This is a genomic window from Zobellella taiwanensis (assembly GCF_003012795.1).
Classification (GTDB): domain Bacteria; phylum Pseudomonadota; class Gammaproteobacteria; order Enterobacterales; family Aeromonadaceae; genus Oceanimonas; species Oceanimonas taiwanensis.
The window spans coordinates 1-20,858 of record NZ_PXYH01000008.1; the positions used below are offsets into that span (position 1 = coordinate 1).

Here is a 20,858-nt window from a genome sequence, read left to right on the forward strand (position 1 = left end):
GGCTTCCTTCAGACCCCACCGTTGGCCAGTGGCGCCCTTGCCAGTCGGATTGTCTTCCCCTCAGTCGGGGTGACGCCATCTTCTTTCAGATGGCCGGGTTTGCCGGCTTCGCCGGGCAAACAAAAAAACCGGCCAGGGGCCGGTCAAATGAAGAAGAAAGAGCTGAAAATTCAGTAGACATATCCTCAGAAAGCCCTGGCAACCAAAGGTTCCCCTGAGTTGCCACTTTTTATTGCGCTCCCTCCTCGCGTTTGAACACCAGTTCGGTCGGCCCCGATTCCTGCTCCACAAAGTAATAACCAGCCCGGTCGAAAGCGGTAAGCTGGCTGACCTCGGTCAGGCGGTGCTCGATGATATAGCGGGCCATCATGCCCCTCGCCTTCTTGGCATAGAAGCTGATGACCTTGTACTGGCCGTTTTTGCCGTCCTTGAACACAGGGGTGACGATCTGCCCGTCCAGCCGCTTCGGTTTCACCGCCTTGAAGTACTCGTTGGACGCCAGGTTGATCAACACATTGTCCCCCTGCTCCGCCAGCGCCCGGTTGAGCGTCTCCGTGATGATATCGCCCCAAAACTGGTACAGGTCCCGCCCCCGCTCGTTGTCGAGCCGGGTACCCATTTCCAGCCGGTAGGGCTGCATCAGATCCAGCGGCCGCAGTACCCCGTACAGGCCGGACAGCATGCGCAGGTGGCGCTGGGCAAAGGCGAAATCGTCCGGTCTCAGGGTTTCTGCGTCCAGGCCGGTGTAGACATCCCCCTTGAACGCCAGTATCGCCTGCTTGGCATTGGCGGGCGTGAATTCGGGGGTCCAGTCGGCGAAACGGGCGGCATTGAGGCCGGCCAGCTTGTCGCTGATGCTCATCAGCCGGCCGATCTCCGCCGGGCTCAGCCGGCGGGCCCGCTCGATCAACTCGGCGGCATGATCCAGCAGCTGGGGCAGGGTATGCTCGGCAATCACCGGCGGGGTGTCGTAGTCCAGGGTCTTGGCGGGGGAAACCACTATCAGCATAAGGATCCTCTAAGATTCGATGGTGACATTGTCGAGCATGCCGGAATCCAGTCCGCCACCGCCCTGCAGCTTGATCATCAGGCGCAGATCATTGGGGGAGTCGGCATAGGCGAGTGCTTCGGTGTAGCCTATATGCTGCTGGGTATAGAGGTCAAACAGCGCCTGATCGAAGGTCTGCATGCCCTGCTCCCTGGACTTGGCCATGACGTCCTTGAGCTTGTGCATCTCCCCTTTGCGGATCAAATCCGCCACCAGGGGGGTATTGAGCAGGATCTCGAAGGCGCCCCGGCGCCGCCGTCCGTCCCGGGTCGGGATCAATTGCTGGGCCACGATCGCCTTGAGGTTAAAGGAAAGATCGAACAGCAGTTGGCGGTGCTTGCTCTCGGGGACCAGGTGCATGATCCGGTCCAGCGCCTGGTTGGCGTTGTTGGCGTGCAGGGTGGCCATGCACAGGTGGCCGGTTTCGGCGAAGGACAGGGCGAAGCCCATGGTTTCCTCGGAGCGGACCTCGCCGATCAGGATCACATCCGGCGCCTGGCGCAGCGAGCTTTTCAGGGCAGCGTCAAAGGATTCGGTATCGATGCCCACCTCGCGCTGGGTAATGATCGACTGGCCATGCTGGTGCACGTATTCCACCGGATCCTCTATGGTGAGGATGTGGCCGCCCGCATGACGGTTGCGGTGGCCGATCATGGCCGCCTGGGTGGTCGACTTGCCGGTGCCGGTGCCGCCCACGAACAGCACCAGACCGCGCTTGGTCATGGCCACCTCACGCAGGGTATCCGGCAGGTAGAGCTCCTCGAAGGTGGGAATATGGCTTTCGATGCGCCGGATCACCATGCCCGCCTTTTCCTGCTGCCAGAAGGCGCTCACCCGGAAACGCCCGTGCTCATCGTCGCTGATGGCGAAGTTGGCCTCCTTGTGGCGGTGGAAACGCTCCCGCCATTCGGGGTTCATGCAGGACTCGACCAGCGCCAGGGCGGCTCCGGCGGACAATCGCTCCTGCCCTATGGGCTGCATCCGTCCCTGCACCTTGATGGTGGGCGCCACGCCCACCGAGATATACATGTCCGACGCCTTCTGTTCGCGCATCGTTTTCAACAAGGGAGCCAGCTCCATGACACAATCTCCGCTGTGGTTGTTCATCCCGGCGTCAGATCCCCTGGGGATCCACCGCCTTGGCCCGGGCATCCGCCGGGGCCACCATGCCGCTGCTGACCAGCATCTTGAGGTTCTGATCCATGGTTTGCATGCCATGGGCCATGCCGGTCTGGATCACCGAGTACATCTGCGCCACCTTGTCCTCGCGGATCAGGTTGCGGATCGCCGGCGTGCCCAGCATGATCTCGTGGGCGGCGATCCGCCCGCCGTTGATCCGCTTGAGCAGGGTCTGGGAGATGACCGCCCGCAGCGACTCGGAAAGCATGGAGCGTACCATGTCCTTTTCGGCGCCGGGGAAAACATCGATGATGCGGTCAATGGTCTTGGCCGCCGACGAAGTGTGCAGGGTACCGAACACCAGGTGGCCGGTTTCGGCGGCGGTGAGCGCCAGGCGGATGGTTTCCAGGTCGCGCAGCTCGCCCACCAGTATGATATCGGGATCCTCCCGCAGCGCCGAACGCAGGGCGTTGCTGAAGGAGTGGGTGTCCCGGTGCACTTCCCGCTGGTTGACCAGGCATTTCTTGTTAGCGTGCACGAATTCGATAGGGTCTTCGATGGTGAGGATGTGCTTGTTGAAACTCTCGTTGATATGGTCGATCATCGCCGCCAGGGTGGTTGACTTGCCCGAGCCGGTCGGGCCGGTCACCAGCACCAGGCCGCGCGGGTATTCGGCGATGCGGCGGAAAATCTCCGGCGCCCCCAGGTGTTCCAGGCTCCAGACCTCGCTCGGTATCACCCTGAAGGCCGCCGCCGCACCCCTGGACTGGTGGTAGGCGTTGACCCTAAAGCGCGCCAGACCAGGCAGCTCAAAGGAAAAGTCGACCTCGAAGTTTTCTTCCAGCTCCTTGCGCTGGCGATCGTTCATGATGTCGTACACCAGGCGGTGCACTTCCCTATGCTCGAGCACCGGCAGATTGATCCTGCGCACTTCGCCGTCCACCCGGATCAGGGGGGGCACCCCGGCCGACAGGTGCAGATCCGACGCATTATGCTTTACACTAAACGCCAATAATTCCGTAATATCCATGATAAATCCCTGTCGCTTTCGGTTATCTATTATATGAATACTATCGCACAGCAGCTGCAACTCGTTCATGACAGAATCGCCGGCGCCGCCGCCCGCTGCGGCCGACCCGCCGCCGACGTCGGTCTGCTGGCGGTCAGCAAGACCAAGCCCGCCGCCGACGTGGCGGCCGCCTATGCCGCAGGCCAGCGCCAGTTCGGAGAAAACTACGTGCAGGAAGCGGTCGACAAGATCAAGGCCCTGAGAACCACCTGTCCCGACATCCGCTGGCACCTGATAGGTCCGCTGCAGTCCAACAAAAGCCGGCTGGTGGCCGAACACTTCGACTGGGTGCACACGGTGGACCGGCTTAAAATCGCCCAGCGGCTCAGCGATCAACGCCCGGTGCACATGCGCCCGCTCAATATCTGCCTGCAGGTTAACGTGAGCGGCGAAGCCAGCAAGTCCGGCCTGGCCCCGGCCGAGGTAGCGGCCCTCGCCGAGCGGGTCGACGTCCTGCCCGGCTTATGCCTGCGCGGCCTGATGACCATACCCGAAGCGACCGATGATCCGGAAATACTCCGGTCACAATTGCTAGAGTTGAAACAACTCTTTGATAGAATGGCGGAAAAATATCCCCGACTGGATACCCTGTCGATGGGAATGAGCAACGATTTGGAACTCGCAGTGGCCTGTGGCTCGACCCTGGTGAGGGTCGGCACGGCTATATTTGGCTCCCGCAACCCCTGAGTGATCATTGATGGAACACAGAAAACTCGCCTTTATCGGCGCGGGTAACATGTCTCGCAGCCTGATCTCCGGCCTGATCCAGTCCGGCTATCCGGCGGATAGCATTATCGCCGCCAACCCTTCCCGCCCCAAGCTGGACGCCCTGGCCGCCGACTTCGGCATCCGCACCACCCAAAGCAATGCCGAGGCCGCCAACTGGGCCCAGGCCCTGGTATTGGCGGTCAAACCCCAGATGATGGCGGCCATGCTGGGCGAACTGCTCGCCTCCGGACTACGGTTTGAGGGCAAGCTGCTGATTTCCATTGCCGCCGGCATCAGCGTGGCGCGCCTGCAGCACCTGGCCGGCGGTCACGACAATATCGTTCGCACCATGCCCAACACCCCTTCCCTGCTGGGCCTTGGCATGACCGGGCTCTATGCCCGCCCGCAGATCAGTCAGGCCGACAGGGACTACTGCCAGCAGATGATGGCGGCGGTGGGCAAAACCCTGTGGGTGGCGGAAGAGGACGGCATCAACCAGGTGATCGCCGCCGCCGGCAGCGCCCCGGCCTATTTCTTCCTGTTTATGGAGGCCATGGCCGAGGAAGCCCAAAAGCGCGGTTTCAGCGCCGAGGAAGCCCGCCTGCTGGTACAGCAGACTGCCCTGGGCGCGGCCCAGATGGTCGCCGCCAATCCCGGCCTGACCCTGGCCCAACTGCGGGCCCAGGTTACCTCCAAGGGCGGCACCACCGCCGAAGCCATCCGCAGTTTCCAGCACAACCAGCTGGAACGGCTGGTGGGCGATGCCATGGCGGCTGCCGTGGCCCGGGCCCGGGAACTGGAAACCCAGCTTTAAGGATTCATGATGAACACCGCTTATTACCTGATCAATACCCTGTTCGACCTCTACCTGATGGTGGTGCTGCTGCGTATCTGGCTGCAGCTGGCCAGGGCCGATTTCTACAATCCTTTCAGCCAGTTCGTGGTCAAGGCCACCAACCCCGTGCTGACCCCCCTGCGCCGTTTCATTCCCGGCTTCTTCGGCATCGATATGGCGGCGGTGCTGCTGGCCCTGCTGGTGGCTACCGCCAAGCTGATGATTTTCAAGGCCATGAACCTGTTATACGCGGACTGGAGCACAGTGGTGCTGGTAGGCCTTATCACAGTACTGAAAAAGGCCGGTGTCATGCTGTTCTGGATCCTGATCATCCGTGCCCTGCTCAGCTGGGTCAGCCAGGGCCGCAGCCAGGTAGAGTATGTGCTGCACCAGCTCACCGAGCCGCTGCTCGCGCCCCTGCGCCGCCTGATCCCCCCCATGGGCGGCCTGGATTTATCCATTCTGGTGGCCTTTATCGCCCTGCAGGCCCTGAACTGGCTGATGGGCGATCTGTTCGGCCCCCTGTGGTGGCAGCTGTGAGCCAGCCGGTCCGGCTGGAGCAGGGCCGGCTTTACCTCAGCCTCTACCTTCAGCCCAGGGCCAGCCGGGATCAGTTTCTCGGCCTGCACGGCAACGCAGTCAAACTGGCCATCACGGCGCCGCCGGTGGATGGCCAGGCCAATGCCCACCTGCAAAAGTGGCTGGCCCGCCAGTGCCGGGTTGCCGCCGCCAACGTCAGCCTGCTGGCGGGCCAGGGCAGCCGGCATAAAGCGGTGATGATCGTCGAGCCCCGACAAATCCCGCCCGCGCTGGCGGAACTCCTCGGCCGGGAGGCCTAGACTGATCCTATAACCCCGAGCAAGGAATCCTTATGTTCAAGATGCTGATTTCCGCCCTGGCGCTGTTCGCCTCCACCCAGGTTTTGGCGGAAACAACCCGGGTAGGCGACTGGACGGTGCACTACAGCGCCTTTTCCTCCACCTTCCTCACCCCCGAGGTGGCGCGCAGCTACAACATAGAGCGCAGCCGCTTCAATGGCCTGCTCAACATTGCCGTCACCGATGACGAAGGCAAGACCCAGCAGGTGGCACTGAGCGGCCAGGGCAAAAACCTGATCGGCACGGTACGCGAGCTGACCTTCCAGACCGTCCGCGAAGGCGACGCCATCTACTACATCGCCCAGTATCCCTTTCGCAATGAAGACAATGTGCTGTTCACCATCGACATCAGCCACCCCCGCCAGGGCGGGCAGTTTTCATTCCGTCATACCTTTTATACCGACTGACAGAGCAGAGAGAATCCCAGGGTGACCCAACGAATCGTACTGGCCTCCGGCAACGCCAAAAAAGTTGCCGAACTGCAAAGCCTGCTGCACGGCCTGGGCATGACCGTCATCCCCCAGACCGAGCTAGGCGTGATCGATGCCGATGAAACCGGCACCACCTTTGTGGAAAACGCCATCATCAAGGCCCGCCACGCAGCGCGGCTCACCGGCCTGGCCGCCATCGCCGACGACTCGGGCCTGACGGTCGACGCCCTCGACGGCCGCCCCGGGGTCTATTCCGCCCGTTTCGCCGGCCCCGACGCCACCGACCAGCAAAACCTGGCACAGCTGCTGGCCGACCTGGAAGGCCTGCCCGCTGGCCTGCGCAAGGCCACCTTCTGGTGTGTACTGGTCTACCTGCGCCATGCGGACGACCCCACTCCGCTCATCTGCACCGGCCGCTGGCAGGGCTCCATCACCGAAGCGCCCCGGGGCGAACACGGCTTTGGCTATGATCCCGTCTTCCTGGTGCCGGCCCTGGCCAAAACCGCCGCCGAGCTGAGCCCGCCGGAAAAAAACCGCCTTAGCCACCGGGGCCAGGCCCTGCGCCAGTTGCAGCAGTTGCTGCAAGAAGAAGCCTGATGCTGCAACTGCCGCCGCTCAGCCTCTATGTGCACATTCCCTGGTGTGTACAAAAGTGTCCCTACTGCGACTTCAACTCCCATGCCCTGAAAGAGGGCATTCCGGAGCGGGAGTATATCGACGCCCTGCTCGACGACCTGGACCGGGATTTGCCCCTGGTGCAGGGCCGCGGGCTGCACAGCATCTTCATCGGCGGCGGCACCCCCAGCCTGCTCAGCCCCGAAGCCATCGGCCGGCTGCTGGCCGGGGTGCGGACACGCATTCCCTTCGAACCGGACATGGAAATCACCCTCGAAGCCAATCCGGGCACGGTGGAAGCCGGCCGCTTTGGCGGCTTTCGAAAAGCCGGCGTCAACCGTATCTCCATCGGCGTGCAGAGTTTCCAGCCGGAGCAACTGAGCCGCCTGGGGCGCATCCACGATCCGGAACAGGCCCGCTTCGCCGCGCGCGAAGCCACCGCCGTCGGGTTCGACAGCTTCAACATCGACCTGATGCACGGCCTGCCCGGGCAGCGCCCGGAAGATGCCCTGTACGATCTCGAACAGGCCCTGGCACTGGCGCCGCCGCATCTGTCCTGGTACCAGCTCACCATAGAGCCGAACACGCCGTTTGCCTCACGCCCGCCCTCGCTGCCGGAAGACGATACCCTGGCCGACATCCAGGAACGTGGCCATGCCCTGCTGCTGGCCCACGGCTATGAGCAATACGAAGTGTCCGCCTACGCCAGGCCCGGTTTCGAGGCCAGGCACAACCTCAATTACTGGCGCTTCGGCGACTACCTGGGCATCGGCTGCGGCGCCCACGGCAAGGTGACCCTGCCGCACGAAAACAGGCTGCTGCGCACCGTCAAGGTCAAGCATCCCAAGGGATATCTGGAACCCGGTCGCCCCTATCTGGACCAAACCTGGCCCATCGCGCCCCAGGATCTGTCGCTGGAATACTTTATGAACCGGCTGCGCCTGTTCGAGCCCATTCCCAAGCAGGAGTTTCGCCGGCTCACCGGCCAGTCCCTCGATACCCTGGCCGGGCCGCTGGCCGACGCCCGCCGGCTGGGCCTGCTGGCCGAAGACGACAACCACTGGCAGCTGACGCCCCTCGGACGGCGCTTTCTGAACCGGCTGCTCGATTTGTTTATTGCCGATTGATATGGGTAAACTTGCCGCCATCCATGCCTTCACCTTTGCAGGCCCCGTTTTATGTCATCACTGGTCTACGAATTTCCACTCAACGAAAAATGCCGTAACTATCTGCGCCTGAACGAACTGCTGCAACAGACCCAGCACTGCCGGGAGCTTGCCGCTCCCGGCCAGGCCACCGCCCTGTTCAAGGCCCTGCTGGACATCATGGAACTGCTTGAGCGCTGCGATCTGCGTAGCGATCTGGCCAAGGATCTGGAACAACAGAAAGGCCGACTCGACGCCTGGGCCCAGGTGCCCGGGGTCGACGCCGCAGCCCTGGCGCGGCTCGGCCAGCAGCTGGAGCAACTGGTGCAGCAACTGCCCAGGGCGGCCCGCCTCGGCCAGCAACTGCGGGAAGACAAGCTGCTGAGCGCGGTGCGCAGCCGTTTCGCCATCCCCGGCGGCCTCTGTCCCTTCGACGTGCCCCAACTGCATTACTGGCTGAACCAGCCGGTGGCGCAACAGCAGCGGGATCTGGACGGCTGGCTCAGCCATCTGCAACTGCTGCAGCAGGGCCTGGCGCTGCTGCTGACCCTGTGGCGGGAAACCGGCCAGTTCCGCGACGAGCAGGCCAATGCCGGCTTTTTTCAGGACAATGCCGAACAGACCGAGATGATCCGCCTGCGCCTGCCGGTGGACACCGCCGCCTATCCCGTGGTCAGCGGTAACAAATACCGCTTTACCATCCGCTTCATGCCGATCGGGAGTACCGAAACCGGCCACATCGACTTCGAACTGGCGAATATCAAATGAGCACCATCACTACAGTCCCCTGCCCTGGCTGCGGCACTGCCGTGGAGTGGGGCGCGCAAAGCCCCTACCGCCCCTTCTGCAGCAAGCGCTGCCAGTTGATCGATCTCGGCGAATGGGCCGACGAGGAAAAACGCATTCCCGGCGATCCCGCCTGGCTGCCGGAACAGGACGATGAAAATGAATACTGAGGCGATACCGAAGCAAACCGTGCTGGTGGCGGTGGGCGTCATCGAGAACGGGGCCGGCGATATCTTCATCTGCCGGCGCGGCGAGAGCCAGCACCAGGCCTTCAAATGGGAATTTCCCGGCGGCAAGGTGGAAACCGGCGAAACCGTGCCCCAGGCCCTGGCCCGGGAGCTGGAAGAGGAGATCGGCATCAGGGTCAGCGCCTGCGCCCCTTTTATGCGCATTGAGCACGACTATGGCGACAAGCAGGTGATCCTGGATATTCGCAAGGTCACCGCCTTCGAAGGCGAGGCCCACGGCCGCGAAGGCCAGCCCAGCCGCTGGGTGCCGCGGGCAGAGTTGCACCGCTATGACTTTCCCGCCGCCAACGGCGCCATCGTCAGGAAACTGCAAGAGAAAAAATAAACGACAGGCCCCTGGGCGGCCTGGTAACCAGGCCCTGTTTATGCCAATGAATGCGGCCACGGCGGCAGGCAACGCCTTTCCCGGAGCGAATATCCGCCAATAGTGTGCCAGACAGCCCGGGGGGCAGCATGACCCCCATTCAAACAAAACATAAAATTAAACAAAATTTTACAAATTAAAACAATTTAATACAAAACAGTGACCCCGCTTCATTGACTCCGCTTTCCCGCCCTGACTAAGCTGGTGTACTTTTGTCCACCCCCGAGTCCCGGCTAAATGCGTATTCAACACAAACTGGTACTGGCCCTGCTGCTGACGACCCTGATCCCAATAGGCCTGCTGTCTGCGTTCACCCTCCATCAGGCCCGCCAATTGGCAGAGCAGGATTTTCTGAACCAGGGGCACAGTGAAATCCAGAAACTGGAGCAGGCCTTCAACGCCCATTTTGAACAAATCGGCCAAAACGTCGACTTTCTTGCCTCCTCCCCCCTGCTGAACCGGGCCGACGACAGCATCAGTGCCTACCAGCAGGGCCCGGCACGGCGCATGACGCCGGATCGCAACGGCGGCATCGAAACCGAGATCTACCGGGAGTTCGAGCGCTTCGCCGCCAGCCACCCGGGGCTGGCCTACGTCTATATGGGCACCCGGGACGGAGGCTATATACAGTGGCCCCTGGGCGACATTAGCGCCAACTATGATCCCCGCCTCCGGCCCTGGTTCCAGAAGGCCATGGCCGCTCCGGGCCAGGTCGTCAATATTGGTGCCGATTACTGGGCCACCGTCGACGACACCATGGTAGGCATAGTACGCAGCTTTAAAAATCAATCCGGCCAGGAATACGGCGTCATGGCGCTGGACGTCTCCCTCAAGGAACTGACCGGTATGGCCCGGCGGGCCCGGCTTGGGGAACAGGGTTATCTGATGATCATCAACGATGATGACACCGTACTGGTGGACGCGGCCCGGCCGGAGCACAACGCCCTCCCCCTGGCCGAACTGAAGGATCAGGCCTATGCCCGCCTGGCCGGCACCGAGCAGGGCGTGCTCCAGTTGACACTCGGCGGCGAAAGCTTCCGCGCCCTGGTCCATCCCTCTCCCGGGCTCGGCTGGAAATTCATCGCCCTGATGCCGGAACGCGAGATACTGGCACCGGCCCGGCAGATGCTGTGGACCACCCTGGGCAGCACCGCCCTGGTGCTGGTACTGGTACTGTTGCTGTCCTGGTGGCTGTCCGGGCTGTTGGCCGGCCCCATACTGCAGGTCAGCCGGGGACTCAGGGACATCGCCCAGGGCGAAGGGGATCTGACCCGGCGCCTGGCCATCGCCAGCCGGGACGAAACCGGCGAGCTGGCCCGTTGGTTCAACCAGTTCCTCGAGTCCATCCAGCAACTGGTGGCACGCATCCGGGACACCGCCGGCCAAATGGATGCCGTGTCCGAGCAGGGCCGCCACAGCGCGGCGGCGGTGGATGCCGCCAGCGGCCACCAGTTGGCGGAAGTGGAGCGCATGGCCACCGCCCTCACCGAGCTGTCGGCCTCCGCCAACGAAGTAGCCCAGAGCTGTACCCGGGCGGCCCGGGCCGCGGCCCAGGGCCAGCAGGCCGGCGACCGGGGCCAGGCGGTGATGCTGGACACCGAGGCCTGCGTGCGGGGCCTGAGCGAGCAGTTGGGCCAGTCGGCACTGCATATCCGCCAGCTGGAGGCGGAAACGGGCCGGATCAACTCCATCCTGGAAGTGATCCGCGGCATCGCCGAGCAAACCAACCTGCTGGCACTGAACGCCGCCATCGAGGCGGCCAGGGCCGGCGAGCAGGGCCGCGGCTTCGCGGTGGTGGCCGACGAGGTGCGCACCCTGGCCCAGCGCACCCAGGTGTCCACCGCCGAGATCGACAGCCTGCTGGCCGGGCTGAACCAGCAGACCCGCCTGGCGGTGGACAACATGAAGGCCAGCCAGCAGCAGTCTGAGCAGGCAGTGCAGCGCTCGGGCCAGGCCCGGGAGACATTCGAGGAGATCAAGGTGGCGGTGGACGAGATCACCGACATGACCACCCAGATCGCCGCCGCCGCCGAGCAGCAACACCTGGTGGCGGAAAGCATTAACGCCCACATCGGCGCCATCCACGGCGCCGCCGGCGAGGTCAACCAGGTATCGGGCCGGGTGGCTGGCCACGCCGGCCGCCAGGCCGAGCTGGCCGGTGAACTGGGACAACTGGTCAATCAGTTCCGGATCTGAGCCGAAGACTGTTCCCTGGCCTGCTCAGCCCGGCATTTTCTCCCGGGTGGTGCTGTAGACGCTGGTCAGGTGGCCGAGCATGGCCCGCTCGGCGGCGGCGCCGTCGCCCCGGGCCAGGGCCTCGACGATCTGGCAGTGTTCTGCATAGCTGCGGGCGATGGCGCCCGGCTCCAGCATCACGCTGCGGCGGATATTGAGCCCGTACGAATACAACTCCTCCGAATACTTGAGCAGCAGCTCGTTGCCCGCGTACTCGGCGATCAGCTTGTGGAAATTCTTGTCCGACAGCTGGAAGTGCACCGGGTTGTCGAACATCTCGGCCTGGGCCTCCAGCATCTTGCGCAGCTTGTCGAGCCCCTCCTGGTCGATGCGCGCCGCCGCCTTGCGGGCGATGGCGGCTTCAATCAGACTGCGGCTCTCGAACACCGTATCGATATCGTACTGGTTGACACCAACCGGGCTCATATGGGCATAGCTGTCATGAAAGCGTGCTAATTGGGCTTCCCCTGCGGTGATCCGGGTCTTGCTGCCGTGGGACACCGAGATCAGGCCGTAGGCCGCCACCAGCCGCAGCGCACCGCGCACCGTTTCCCGGCTCACCCCGAACAGCTGGGACAACTCCCGCTCGCTCGGCAGCACGTCGTTGTCGCGCAGCAGGCCGGTGACGATCATCTCGATGATCTTCTCCGCCAGAATGTCTTTTTTGGTCTTGTTCTCCAGGGTCTGCTCAAAGGCAAACACCGTATCCTGTGCCATCGTCATGAGCGCCTCCGCCAGCCAAACTGGACTAAATACTAGACCTCTTGAATCTCCTTGGCAAGCCATCACAGATTTTCACAAACAAAACCAAAACATCAGGACACAAATAGTTAATAAATCAGCTTGACACCCCACCGCGAGGCTGACTAAATTAAACACCAACTGGTACGGTAAACCAACCAGCATACCAGTCAACATTAAACGAAACGATTATTCGTCTATCGTTCCGAACATTCGGAGTACAGATGCCTTTTCCTTCATCCCCATGGGCCTGGTCGAATATATGTATGGAGCCTGAACATGACTGAACTGAAACCCGTAGTGGCCCTGACCCTGGGCGATGCCGCCGGCATCGGCGCCGAACTGATCGCCAGGCTGCTGGCCGAGCCCGGTGTCGGCGAGCAGGCCCGCATCGTGCTGGTGGCCGACGACTGGCAGTGGCAGCAGGGCCAGCAGCTGGCCGGCACCGACCACCAACTGCCCATCGTCACCCGTTTTGCCGAGGCGCATGAGCATCAAGGCCCGGTGCTGCTGAAGGTGGACACTCTGGCGCCAACGCAGGCCCGTTACGCCGAGGTGAGCGGGGCCTGCGGCGCCTCCACCCTGGAGATACTGCGGCTGTGCCTGGACGCGGCCCAGGCCGGCGAGGTGGACGCCATCTGCTTCGCGCCCCTCAACAAGCACGCCATGAAGCTGGGCGGACTCCAGCACGAGGACGAGCTGCACTTCTTCGCGGAATACCTGGGAGTGGAGGGCTACTTCTGCGAGTTCAACACCCTGGGACACCTGTGGACCTCGCGCATCTCCTCCCATGTGCCGCTGAAGGACGCGGCCCAGTATGTGACCCAAGAGCGCATCGTCGCGGCCAGCAAATTGATCCACGAAGCCCTGCTCCTCGCCGGCTTCGAATCGCCCCGGGTGGCGGTGGCCGCCTTCAACCCCCACGCCGGCGAGGGCGGCACCTGCGGCCGGGAGGAGATCGACGTCATCGCCCCGGCGGTGGCCCAGTGCCAGGCCGAGGGCTACCCGGTGAGCGGTCCCTACCCGGCGGACACCCTGTTTATCCGCGCCCGGGACGGCGACTTCGACGCCGTGGTCACCATGTACCACGACCAGGGCCAGATCGCCATCAAGCTGCTCGGCTTCTCCCAGGGGGTGACGGTGCAGGGCGGCCTGCCCATCCCCATCACCACCCCGGCCCACGGCACCGCCTTCGACATCGCCGGCCAGGGCAAGGCCCGGGTGGGGCCGACCCGCAACGCCTTTGACATCGCCTGCCGCATGGGGCTGGCCAGGCGGCGACGGACCCTGGCCGCCACCGGCTAAGGCACAGCACGGTTAACAAAGAGACGACGCGGGCCCGGAAACGGGCCCGTACGGGCAACCCTTGCCCGAACAAATTTAAAAAAACATTCAAGCAATTGTTTTATAAGGAATTAATCATATGAAGATCACCAATGTACGCGCCCGGGTATTCGAATGGAAAGGCCACACCGTGCCGCCCCAGCCCCACTTCTGCTCCAACGCCATGGATCTGCTGTGGGACAAGGGCGACTCCATGGGCACCTTCCGCTTCCACGGCTGGACCGTGGTGGAAGTGGAAACCGACGACGGCCTGGTGGGCATCGGCAACGTGGCCCTGGCGCCGCGCATCGCCAAGGCCATCATCGACCAGTACCTGACCCCCCTGGTGCTGGGCCACGACCCCTTCGACTACGAATACCTGTGGCAGCGCATGTACCGCTCCACCCACGCCTGGGGCCGCAAGGGCGTGGCCATGGCCGCCATTTCCGCCATCGACATCGCGCTCTGGGATCTGATGGGCAAGGCCACCGGCCGGCCGGTGTTCAAGCTGCTGGGCGGCCGCACCAAGGAGAAGATCCCCTGCTACGCCTCCAAGCTCTACCGCACCGACCTCGGCGAGATGCAGGCCGAGGCCCAGCGCTACCTGGATCAGGGCTTCACGTCCATGAAGATGCGCTTCGGCTACGGTCCCAAGGACGGCCCCGAAGGCATGCGCAAGAACCTGGACAGCGTGGCGGCGGTGCGCGAGGTGATAGGGCCGGACGTGGATCTGATGCTGGAATGCTACATGGGCTGGAACCTGGAATACGCCAAGCGCATGCTGCCGAAGCTTGAGAAGTTCGAGCCGCGTTGGCTGGAAGAGCCGGTGCTCGCCGACGACATCGACGGCTACGCCGAGCTGAACCGGCTGACCTCCATCCCCATCTCCGGCGGCGAGCACGAGTTCACCAGCCATGGCTTTCGCCAGTTGCTCGACAAGCGGGCGGTGTCGGTGATCCAGTACGACACCAACCGGGTCGGCGGCATCACGGCGGCGCACAAGATCAACGCCCTGGCGGAAGTGTACGGGGTGCCGGTGATCCCCCACGCCGGCCAGATGCACAACTACCACCTGACCATGTCCACCCTGGCCTCGCCCATGTCCGAATACTTCCCGGTGCACGAGGTCGAGGTGGGCAACGAACTGTTCTACTACATCTTCGAGGGCGACCCCACGCCGGAAAACGGCTTTATCGACCTCGACGAACACAAGCCCGGCCTGGGACTCAGCCTGTCCCAGCGTTACCTCGACCAGTTCAACATCATTGAATAAGGCGGCATCATGAGAATCGTACAACTGAAACTCAATAGAGGATTGCGGGCGGCGGTGGTGGAAAGCACCAATCAGCTGCGTGTCATCGAACTGGAAGGCGGCACCTATGGCCTGGTGCAAATTGCACTGACCGAAGGGCTGCCGCTCACCGAGGTGATTTTCCGTTACCTCGGGCATGAGCTGGTGGACTATAAACAGGCCATCGACAGACTACAGCTGCTTCCCCCCGTCACCCATCCCGATGCGGCACACTGCCTGGTCACTGGCACGGGGCTCACCCATTTAGGCAGCGCCGATACGCGTGACACCATGCACGCCAAGCTGACCCAGGGAGGAGACTCCCTTTCCGATTCCATGAAGATGTTCAAACTGGGTCTGGAGGGAGGAAAACCCGGTGCCGACCAGATAGGCGCACAGCCCGAATGGTTCTACAAGGGGGATGGCGATATTGTCATCGCTCCTGAACAGGCCTTACCCGTCCCCGGCTTTGCCGAAGATGCGGGAGAAGAGCCGGAGCTGGTGGGGCTCTACGTCAATGATGGCCATGGCGTTCCTCATCGGATCGGCTTTGCCATCGGTAACGAGTTCTCAGATCACATTACCGAAAAGGCCAACTATCTCTGGCTGGCTCATTCCAAACTGCGCCCCTGCAGTTTTGGGCCGGAACTGCTAATCGGCGACCTGCCGCCCCACCTCGAGGGCGAGAGTCGTATCGTGCGAAACGGCGAGGTGATCTGGCGCAAGCCCTTCCTGACCGGAGAGAGCAACATGGCGCACAGCATTGCCAACCTGGAACACCATCATTTCAAGTATGAAGGGTTCTGCCGGCCCGGTGATCTGCACGTGCATTTTTTCGGTACCTCCACCCTCAGTTTCGCCGACGGCATCAGGACACAACCTGACGATCGATTTGAAATTGAGTTACCGGCCTTTGGTCGCGCCCTGCGTAACCCTTTGGCCTTCGCTCCCGAAAACAGCCCTCGGCCACTCCAGGTCCGGATGCTGTAACCAGATAACTCGATCGAGGTAATCATCATGAAGACTTTCCGCTCTTGCCTGAAACAGGTATTGGTCACGACACTGGGCGCAACCTCATTGCTCGCAAGTACTGACAGCTGGGCAGACTGGACTCTTACTTTTGCCCATGCGCATCCGATAGAAGACTCCCAGCATCTGGCGGCGGAAGTCTTCTCCAAACGAGTGGCTGAGCGAACCGGCGGTGAGATCAAGATCCGCATATTCCCCAATGGCCAGTTGGGGAATGACCAAGCCATGATTGCCGGTGTCCGTGGTGGCACCATCGATATCGAATTGTCCGGAAACCCCTATTTCAGCGGCCTGACCGGAGAGTTGAATGTATTGGACCTGCCCTTTCTGTTTGACGATAACGAACAGGCTTACCGGGTACTGGATGGCATAGTAGGACAAGAACTACTGGACAAGATGGGCAAACAGAGCATACAGGGCTTGGCTTTTTGGGAGATTGGTTTTCGCAACCTGACCAACTCAAGGCGAGCCGTTGAGTCGGCAGCCGACATAGCCGGGTTGAAGCTCAGGACCACACCCAACCCGGCGCACATTGCCGCCTTCAAGGCAATGGGAGCCAATCCCATACCCATGCCGTTTGCCGAATTGTTTACATCCCTGGAAACCCGAACCGTGGATGGCCAGGAAAATCCGGTTTCCTTGATCCGCTCGGCCAAGCTCTATGAAGTTCAGAATCACCTTTCCCTGACCGCACATGCCTACACAGCGGCGCCGTTGATTATGAACAAAGCCAAATTCGACAGTTTACCGGCCGAGTATCAGCAGGTACTGAAGGAAGAGGCCTTGGCGGCCGCTCATTATCAGCGTCAATTAAATACTGAGCGGCAAACCGCAGATCTCGATTATCTCCGACAGCAGGGAGTGAGTATCGTCGAACAACCGGACCGGGACTCCATGCGTCATCAGGTTGAAGCTCCGGTCAGGGCCATGTTTATCGAAAACCATGGGCAGGAGTTGCTCGACGCCGTCGAGCAGGCCAAGCAAATGGAAGGAGCACAATGATGAACCTTACCCTGCCTCAGCAGCGTGAGCGCTATCTGGCCAGTGGTGACGACCGGGAGCTGCCCATTATCGATGCCCACATGCACCTGTGGGATCCACGGCAAAACTATCATCCCTGGCTCTGTGATGAACCGATGATCCCATTTCGCTATGGTGACTATGCCGCCATCCGTCGCCCGTTTCTCCCGCACCACTATCGAGCGCTGACTGGCGAGCACAAAGTCTACGGCGTGGTCTATATGGAGGCCGAGTGGGATCCCCGGGATCCGCTGGGAGAAATCGCATGGCTGCATCATCTGGCGGAGGAAACTCGCTGGCCCAACGCCGTGATCGGCCAGGCCTGGCTGGATCGGGAAGACATCGATCACTTGTTGGCTCAGTTGTCATCATCCCCCCTGGTGCGAGGTGTCCGTCATAAACCCGCGGCCTTGCCTCGGGCCGACTATTACCCTGGGCACCAACTCAAAGGTTCAATGAATTGTCCGATATGGCAGCAAGGTTACCAGAAACTGGCCCAGCATCACTTGTTGTTTGAATTACAGACTCCCTGGTGGCATTTGCCCGACGCGGCCAGCTTGCTGACCCGCTTTCCGGACGTAAAGATGGTTATCAATCATGCCGGTCTGCCGGGAGACCGGGATCCTCAAACCCTGGCCGGCTGGCACGATGCCTTGCGCCAGTTGGCAGCCATCCCCGATGTCACCATCAAAATATCGGGCCTGGGGCTGCCATCCCGCTCCTGGTGCATCGAGGACAACCAGCAGCTCATCAGGCAAACCATAGAGCTCTTCGGACCCGAACGTTGCATGTTTGCCAGTAACTTTCCGGTAGACAGCCTGGTTACCCGGCTCGACGCCTTGTTCGATGCCCTTAAAGCCATTACTGCCGACTATTCACCCCCGGACCGCCTCAAGATGTTTTGTGATAACGCCGCCCGTATTTATCGGCTTGATACGAAGTTATAACGCCATAACTGGAAACCCTCTCAACGGAAGTCAGTATAAGGATATAAATTATGAAAGCGTTTAAGACCACGGTTACATCAGCCATCGCTCTATGCCTGATGATGAGTTCATCAATGGCCACTGCTGAAATCACTGCCCGTATGGGTACCAGCTTACCCGACTCTCATCCACAGACCCTGGGCGCCCAATATTTTTCAAAGCTGGTCAATGAGAAGAGTGATGGCGAGATAACCATCCAGGTATTCAGCAATGGCATATTGGGAAATGATGTCAACATGACCTCCATGTTGCAATCAGGCACCCTGCAATTCACCGTCCCCTCGACGGCCACGCTGGCAAGCCTAAATTCCGACTTCAGCATCATCAGTCTTCCTTTCCAATTCTCGAATGAAGCACAGGCCGATGAGGTATTGGATGGTGATGTAGGCAAATCCCTGCTGGACAGTCTAAATAATAAGGGGCTGAGTGCACTGGCATTCTGGGAGAATGGATTCCGACATATCACCAACTCGAGACGCCCAATCAACAGTTTGGATGATCTAAAGGGCCTTAAAATCCGTACGATGCAGAATGATCTCTATATCGGCCTGTTCAACGGACTCAATGCCAATGCGGTTCCCATGCCGGTCACAGAGTTGTTCACCGCCCTGGAAACCCACACCGTGGATGGCCAGGAGAATCCTTACACCGTGATTAACACCGCTCGTTTCTTTGAAGTTCAGAAGTACCTTTCCCGTACTGCTCATGCCTATGATGCCCTGGTGCTGTTGGCATCAAAGCCATTTATGGACTCTCTGAATGAAACACAGCGCCAAATCATCCATGAAGCGGCACAAGAAGCCACCACATACCAGAGAGCGGAAAGCCGCCGGCTAAACAACGAGCTCTTGGCCGAGCTTGAAAAGAAAATGGAGATCAACGAGGTAAGTGAAGATGAGCGGGATCGTATGGGGAGTAGCCTGCAGCCACTGATTGAACGTTACCAAAACGAGCTCGATAGTGGATTGGTCGAGGATTTCAAACAAGCCTTGGCCACGGCAAAAAACCGGAACTAACAACATCACGTGCATCAGATCAACTTCCAACCAGGCAGGACCGAATCATGACGTACAAAGCCCTTTCATCCATCCATGACAGACAAGAACCCCTTTTCCCCGGAAGGCAACCGACAGGGAAAGAACAGGCCCAGGAGCATATTATGCGCCCGATAGCATGTCTGGCCCGTATCGCGGAAAGAATACTGAATGCTTTTATGGTATTCGCCCTGGTAACGCTGATCATACTGGTCTTCACCAATGTGATCCTGCGCTATGGCTTCAACAGCGGCATTTCCATCAGCGTGGAATTGTCCCGCTTCCTCTTCGTCTGGATTACCTTTGTCGGTGCGGTCTGTGCCCTGCTGCGCCAACAGCATCTGGTCGTCACCACGCTGACCGAACGCCTGCCACCTCCTGTCCAGGCCGTGCTGACGCGGCTGGTCACCCTGGCCATGCTGGGGTGCAGCATCATGCTGATGATCGGCAGCTATAAACAGGCCGTACTGAACTGGAACAACCTGTCGCCCATCAGCGGCATTCCGGTCGGCGTGTTTTACGCCGCCGGCCTCTTCACCGGGATCATGATGTCAATCGTACTCGGCTACCGCCTCATCATCCCCGCCACCCCATGCCCAACTCAGCCTGAGGTAGAATAATCATGACCATCACCCTCTTTCTCGGCTCCCTGCTCGGCTCCATCGGCCTGGGCGTTCCCATCGCCTTTGCGCTGCTGGTCAGTGCAGTAGTACTGATGCTGCATTTGGACATGTTCGATTCCCAGATCCTGGCCCAGAATCTGGTCAACGGCGCCGACAGTTACACCCTGCTGGCAATCCCCTTTTTCCTGGTCGCGGGCGAAGTCATGTCCCGCGGAGGCCTGTCCCAACGGATCGTCACCCTGGCCATGAGCCTGGTCGGCCATAAAAAGGGCGGCCTCGGCTTTGTCGCGATTTTCGCCGCCATCATCATGGCCAGCCTGTCCGGCTCCGCCGTGGCGGATACCGCGGCCTTGGCCAGCATGCTGTTGCCGATGATGCGCAAGGCCGGCTACCCCTTGGGACGTTCTTCCGGGTTGATGGCGGCAGGCGGTATTATTGCCCCCATTATCCCCCCTTCCATTCCCCTGATTATCATCGGTGTCGCCGGTGGCATATCCATCAGCAAGCTGTTTCTTGCCGGTATAGTGCCGGGGCTTATTATGGGGGCAACGCTTGTTGTCATGTGGCTCTTCATGACCCGCAAAGAGGATCTGGTGGTCGCCAAGAAGGCCACGGCCGGCGAGCGCTGGCAGGCTCTGCGCAGCAGTGTCTGGGCCATCTTGCTGCCCGTTATCATCATCGGTGGTATCAAGACCGGTATATTTACCCCTACCGAAGCCGGTGTCGTCGCGGCGGTTTACGCTATCTTCGTGTCCACTCTGGTATACCGCGAGCTGAATTTGACTCAGTTGTATGAAGTCCTGACCATTTCCGCCCGCAGCACCGCCATCGTCATGTTTCTGGTGGCCGCGGCCATGGTGGCCTCTTGGCTTATCAGTATTGCACAGCTTCCCCTGATGGTCGCCGATATGCTCGCCCCCCTGGCCGACAACCCGCGGCTGCTGATGCTGGCAATAATGGGGCTCATCCTGGTGGTAGGCATGGTAATGGACCTGACCCCCACCATACTGGTGCTGACTCCGATACTGATGCCCATCGTCAAGCTGGCGGGAATAGATCCTGTCTATTTCGGCATCATGTTTGTGCTCAACTGCGCCATCGGACTCATTACTCCACCGGTGGGTAATGTATTGAATGTCATCAGCAGTGTGGGGAACCTGAAGTTCGAAAAAGCGGTGACAGGTGTAATGCCTTTCGCGCTGGCTTATGTCGTCATTCTGCTGTTGTTCGTCGCCTTTCCGCAGATCATTATCTGGCCAATGAATATGTTGTCCGGCTAAAAAGATCCGGAATGGTTATTTAAAAAGGAAAACCGGTTAGCAACCATATG

23 protein-coding genes are annotated in these 20,858 nt (G+C 60.8%); 19 read left to right on the forward strand and 4 right to left on the reverse strand.

Annotated features, from left to right (window positions below; all coding sequences use genetic code 11):
• Positions 1–229: 229 nt before the first annotated feature.
• The 3 genes from yaaA to C7I36_RS07240 are packed head-to-tail and all read right to left on the reverse strand — an operon-like array spanning position 230 to position 3,197.
• Positions 230–1,009 (reverse strand): peroxide stress protein YaaA, encoded by a 780-nt coding sequence (yaaA, locus tag C7I36_RS07230; protein WP_106453056.1) that lies wholly within the window; start codon positions 1,007–1,009, stop codon positions 230–232.
• A 9-nt stretch (positions 1,010–1,018) separates the two neighbouring features.
• Positions 1,019–2,128 carry a PilT/PilU family type 4a pilus ATPase gene (locus C7I36_RS07235; RefSeq protein WP_106453057.1) on the reverse strand — a complete coding sequence of 370 codons (1,110 nt, stop codon included), beginning with the start codon at positions 2,126–2,128 and terminating at the stop codon, positions 1,019–1,021.
• A 34-nt stretch (positions 2,129–2,162) separates the two neighbouring features.
• Positions 2,163–3,197 (reverse strand): type IV pilus twitching motility protein PilT, encoded by a 1,035-nt coding sequence (locus tag C7I36_RS07240; RefSeq protein WP_106453058.1) that lies wholly within the window; start codon positions 3,195–3,197, stop codon positions 2,163–2,165.
• A gap of 33 nt (positions 3,198–3,230) precedes the next feature.
• On the opposite strand from C7I36_RS07240, the gene C7I36_RS07245 reads away from it, so the two are divergent.
• The 11 genes from C7I36_RS07245 (at position 3,231) to C7I36_RS07295 (ending at position 11,442) form a co-directional block, all read left to right on the forward strand.
• Entirely contained in the window at positions 3,231–3,923 is a 693-nt protein-coding gene (locus C7I36_RS07245; RefSeq protein WP_106453059.1) for a YggS family pyridoxal phosphate-dependent enzyme, read from the forward strand.
• Between the two features lie 10 nt (positions 3,924–3,933).
• On the forward strand, positions 3,934–4,758 hold the full coding sequence (proC, locus tag C7I36_RS07250; RefSeq protein WP_106453060.1) for a pyrroline-5-carboxylate reductase: 825 nt from the start codon (positions 3,934–3,936) through the stop codon (positions 4,756–4,758).
• A gap of 9 nt (positions 4,759–4,767) precedes the next feature.
• Positions 4,768–5,319 (forward strand): YggT family protein, encoded by a 552-nt coding sequence (locus tag C7I36_RS07255; RefSeq protein WP_106453061.1) that lies wholly within the window; start codon positions 4,768–4,770, stop codon positions 5,317–5,319.
• Positions 5,307–5,618, forward strand: a complete 312-nt coding sequence (locus C7I36_RS07260; protein WP_106453180.1) for a DUF167 family protein — start codon at positions 5,307–5,309, stop codon at positions 5,616–5,618. Before C7I36_RS07255 ends, C7I36_RS07260 begins: the two co-directional genes overlap by 13 nt.
• A gap of 32 nt (positions 5,619–5,650) precedes the next feature.
• Entirely contained in the window at positions 5,651–6,064 is a 414-nt protein-coding gene (locus C7I36_RS07265) for a DUF4426 domain-containing protein (RefSeq protein ID WP_106453062.1), read from the forward strand.
• 21 nt (positions 6,065–6,085) lie between these two features.
• Positions 6,086–6,685 carry an RdgB/HAM1 family non-canonical purine NTP pyrophosphatase gene (rdgB, locus tag C7I36_RS07270; RefSeq protein WP_106453063.1) on the forward strand — a complete coding sequence of 200 codons (600 nt, stop codon included), beginning with the start codon at positions 6,086–6,088 and terminating at the stop codon, positions 6,683–6,685.
• The gene (gene hemW, locus C7I36_RS07275) at positions 6,685–7,830 is read left to right on the forward strand and encodes a radical SAM family heme chaperone HemW (RefSeq protein ID WP_106453064.1); all 1,146 of its coding nucleotides are present in this window, start codon (positions 6,685–6,687) and stop codon (positions 7,828–7,830) included. The genes rdgB and hemW overlap by 1 nt, the downstream gene beginning before the upstream one ends.
• A 51-nt stretch (positions 7,831–7,881) precedes the next feature.
• Positions 7,882–8,616, forward strand: coding sequence for a cell division protein ZapD (gene zapD / locus C7I36_RS07280; RefSeq protein WP_106453065.1), 735 nt, complete (start codon positions 7,882–7,884; stop codon positions 8,614–8,616).
• Positions 8,613–8,804: a DNA gyrase inhibitor YacG gene (gene yacG / locus C7I36_RS07285; protein WP_106453066.1), complete on the forward strand. Its 192-nt coding sequence runs from the start codon at positions 8,613–8,615 to the stop codon at positions 8,802–8,804. The genes zapD and yacG overlap by 4 nt, the downstream gene beginning before the upstream one ends.
• Complete coding sequence (gene mutT / locus C7I36_RS07290) at positions 8,788–9,207, forward strand: 8-oxo-dGTP diphosphatase MutT (protein WP_425445037.1); 420 nt, start codon at positions 8,788–8,790, stop codon at positions 9,205–9,207. Before yacG ends, mutT begins: the two co-directional genes overlap by 17 nt.
• A gap of 276 nt (positions 9,208–9,483) precedes the next feature.
• Complete coding sequence (locus C7I36_RS07295) at positions 9,484–11,442, forward strand: methyl-accepting chemotaxis protein (RefSeq protein ID WP_106453068.1); 1,959 nt, start codon at positions 9,484–9,486, stop codon at positions 11,440–11,442.
• A 24-nt stretch (positions 11,443–11,466) separates the two neighbouring features.
• Here C7I36_RS07295 and C7I36_RS07300 read toward each other — a convergent pair whose 3' ends face one another.
• The gene (locus tag C7I36_RS07300; protein ID WP_219899614.1) at positions 11,467–12,204 is read right to left on the reverse strand and encodes a FadR/GntR family transcriptional regulator; all 738 of its coding nucleotides are present in this window, start codon (positions 12,202–12,204) and stop codon (positions 11,467–11,469) included.
• 297 nt (positions 12,205–12,501) lie between these two features.
• Here C7I36_RS07300 and C7I36_RS07305 point away from each other — a divergent pair, with 297 nt between their 5' ends.
• The 8 genes from C7I36_RS07305 to C7I36_RS07340 all read left to right on the forward strand — a co-directional run bounded on the left by C7I36_RS07305 (position 12,502) and on the right by C7I36_RS07340 (position 20,808).
• A complete protein-coding gene (locus C7I36_RS07305; protein WP_106453069.1) occupies positions 12,502–13,527 on the forward strand; it encodes a 4-hydroxythreonine-4-phosphate dehydrogenase PdxA in 1,026 nt (341 codons plus the stop codon).
• Between the two features lie 118 nt (positions 13,528–13,645).
• Entirely contained in the window at positions 13,646–14,818 is a 1,173-nt protein-coding gene (locus tag C7I36_RS07310; RefSeq protein ID WP_106453070.1) for an L-rhamnonate dehydratase, read from the forward strand.
• Positions 14,819–14,827: 9 nt separating this feature from the next.
• Complete coding sequence (gene araD1, locus C7I36_RS07315) at positions 14,828–15,826, forward strand: AraD1 family protein (RefSeq protein ID WP_106453071.1); 999 nt, start codon at positions 14,828–14,830, stop codon at positions 15,824–15,826.
• Between the two features lie 27 nt (positions 15,827–15,853).
• Positions 15,854–16,867, forward strand: a complete 1,014-nt coding sequence (locus C7I36_RS07320; protein ID WP_106453072.1) for a TRAP transporter substrate-binding protein — start codon at positions 15,854–15,856, stop codon at positions 16,865–16,867.
• Complete coding sequence (locus tag C7I36_RS07325; RefSeq protein WP_219899615.1) at positions 16,867–17,832, forward strand: amidohydrolase family protein; 966 nt, start codon at positions 16,867–16,869, stop codon at positions 17,830–17,832. Before C7I36_RS07320 ends, C7I36_RS07325 begins: the two co-directional genes overlap by 1 nt.
• A gap of 50 nt (positions 17,833–17,882) precedes the next feature.
• Positions 17,883–18,887 carry a TRAP transporter substrate-binding protein gene (locus tag C7I36_RS07330; protein WP_106453074.1) on the forward strand — a complete coding sequence of 335 codons (1,005 nt, stop codon included), beginning with the start codon at positions 17,883–17,885 and terminating at the stop codon, positions 18,885–18,887.
• Positions 18,888–18,934: 47 nt separating this feature from the next.
• Positions 18,935–19,525, forward strand: coding sequence for a TRAP transporter small permease (locus tag C7I36_RS07335; RefSeq protein WP_219899616.1), 591 nt, complete (start codon positions 18,935–18,937; stop codon positions 19,523–19,525).
• A 2-nt stretch (positions 19,526–19,527) separates the two neighbouring features.
• Positions 19,528–20,808 (forward strand): TRAP transporter large permease subunit, encoded by a 1,281-nt coding sequence (locus C7I36_RS07340; RefSeq protein WP_106453075.1) that lies wholly within the window; start codon positions 19,528–19,530, stop codon positions 20,806–20,808.
• The last annotated feature ends 50 nt before the right edge of the window (positions 20,809–20,858 follow it).

Excerpts from the sequence above, each read along its gene's own strand:
- C7I36_RS07310 (WP_106453070.1), top strand. The coding sequence starts at position 13,646 with ATGAAGATCACCAATGTACGCGCCCGGGTATTCGAATGGAAAGGCCAC.
- C7I36_RS07330 (WP_106453074.1), top strand. The coding sequence starts at position 17,883 with ATGAAAGCGTTTAAGACCACGGTTACATCAGCCATCGCTCTATGCCTG.
- C7I36_RS07300 (WP_219899614.1), bottom strand. The coding sequence starts at position 12,204 with ATGACGATGGCACAGGATACGGTGTTTGCCTTTGAGCAGACCCTGGAG.
- hemW (WP_106453064.1), top strand. The coding sequence starts at position 6,685 with ATGCTGCAACTGCCGCCGCTCAGCCTCTATGTGCACATTCCCTGGTGT.
- C7I36_RS07335 (WP_219899616.1), top strand. The coding sequence starts at position 18,935 with ATGACGTACAAAGCCCTTTCATCCATCCATGACAGACAAGAACCCCTT.
- C7I36_RS07325 (WP_219899615.1), top strand. The coding sequence starts at position 16,867 with ATGAACCTTACCCTGCCTCAGCAGCGTGAGCGCTATCTGGCCAGTGGT.
- mutT (WP_425445037.1), top strand. The coding sequence starts at position 8,788 with ATGAAAATGAATACTGAGGCGATACCGAAGCAAACCGTGCTGGTGGCG.
- yacG (WP_106453066.1), top strand. The coding sequence starts at position 8,613 with ATGAGCACCATCACTACAGTCCCCTGCCCTGGCTGCGGCACTGCCGTG.
- C7I36_RS07245 (WP_106453059.1), top strand. The coding sequence starts at position 3,231 with ATGAATACTATCGCACAGCAGCTGCAACTCGTTCATGACAGAATCGCC.
- C7I36_RS07340 (WP_106453075.1), top strand. The coding sequence starts at position 19,528 with ATGACCATCACCCTCTTTCTCGGCTCCCTGCTCGGCTCCATCGGCCTG.
- C7I36_RS07295 (WP_106453068.1), top strand. The coding sequence starts at position 9,484 with ATGCGTATTCAACACAAACTGGTACTGGCCCTGCTGCTGACGACCCTG.
- C7I36_RS07320 (WP_106453072.1), top strand. The coding sequence starts at position 15,854 with ATGAAGACTTTCCGCTCTTGCCTGAAACAGGTATTGGTCACGACACTG.
- C7I36_RS07265 (WP_106453062.1), top strand. The coding sequence starts at position 5,651 with ATGTTCAAGATGCTGATTTCCGCCCTGGCGCTGTTCGCCTCCACCCAG.
- C7I36_RS07235 (WP_106453057.1), bottom strand. The coding sequence starts at position 2,128 with ATGGAGCTGGCTCCCTTGTTGAAAACGATGCGCGAACAGAAGGCGTCG.
- zapD (WP_106453065.1), top strand. The coding sequence starts at position 7,882 with ATGTCATCACTGGTCTACGAATTTCCACTCAACGAAAAATGCCGTAAC.
- proC (WP_106453060.1), top strand. The coding sequence starts at position 3,934 with ATGGAACACAGAAAACTCGCCTTTATCGGCGCGGGTAACATGTCTCGC.
- C7I36_RS07255 (WP_106453061.1), top strand. The coding sequence starts at position 4,768 with ATGAACACCGCTTATTACCTGATCAATACCCTGTTCGACCTCTACCTG.
- C7I36_RS07240 (WP_106453058.1), bottom strand. The coding sequence starts at position 3,197 with ATGGATATTACGGAATTATTGGCGTTTAGTGTAAAGCATAATGCGTCG.
- araD1 (WP_106453071.1), top strand. The coding sequence starts at position 14,828 with ATGAGAATCGTACAACTGAAACTCAATAGAGGATTGCGGGCGGCGGTG.
- yaaA (WP_106453056.1), bottom strand. The coding sequence starts at position 1,009 with ATGCTGATAGTGGTTTCCCCCGCCAAGACCCTGGACTACGACACCCCG.
- C7I36_RS07305 (WP_106453069.1), top strand. The coding sequence starts at position 12,502 with ATGACTGAACTGAAACCCGTAGTGGCCCTGACCCTGGGCGATGCCGCC.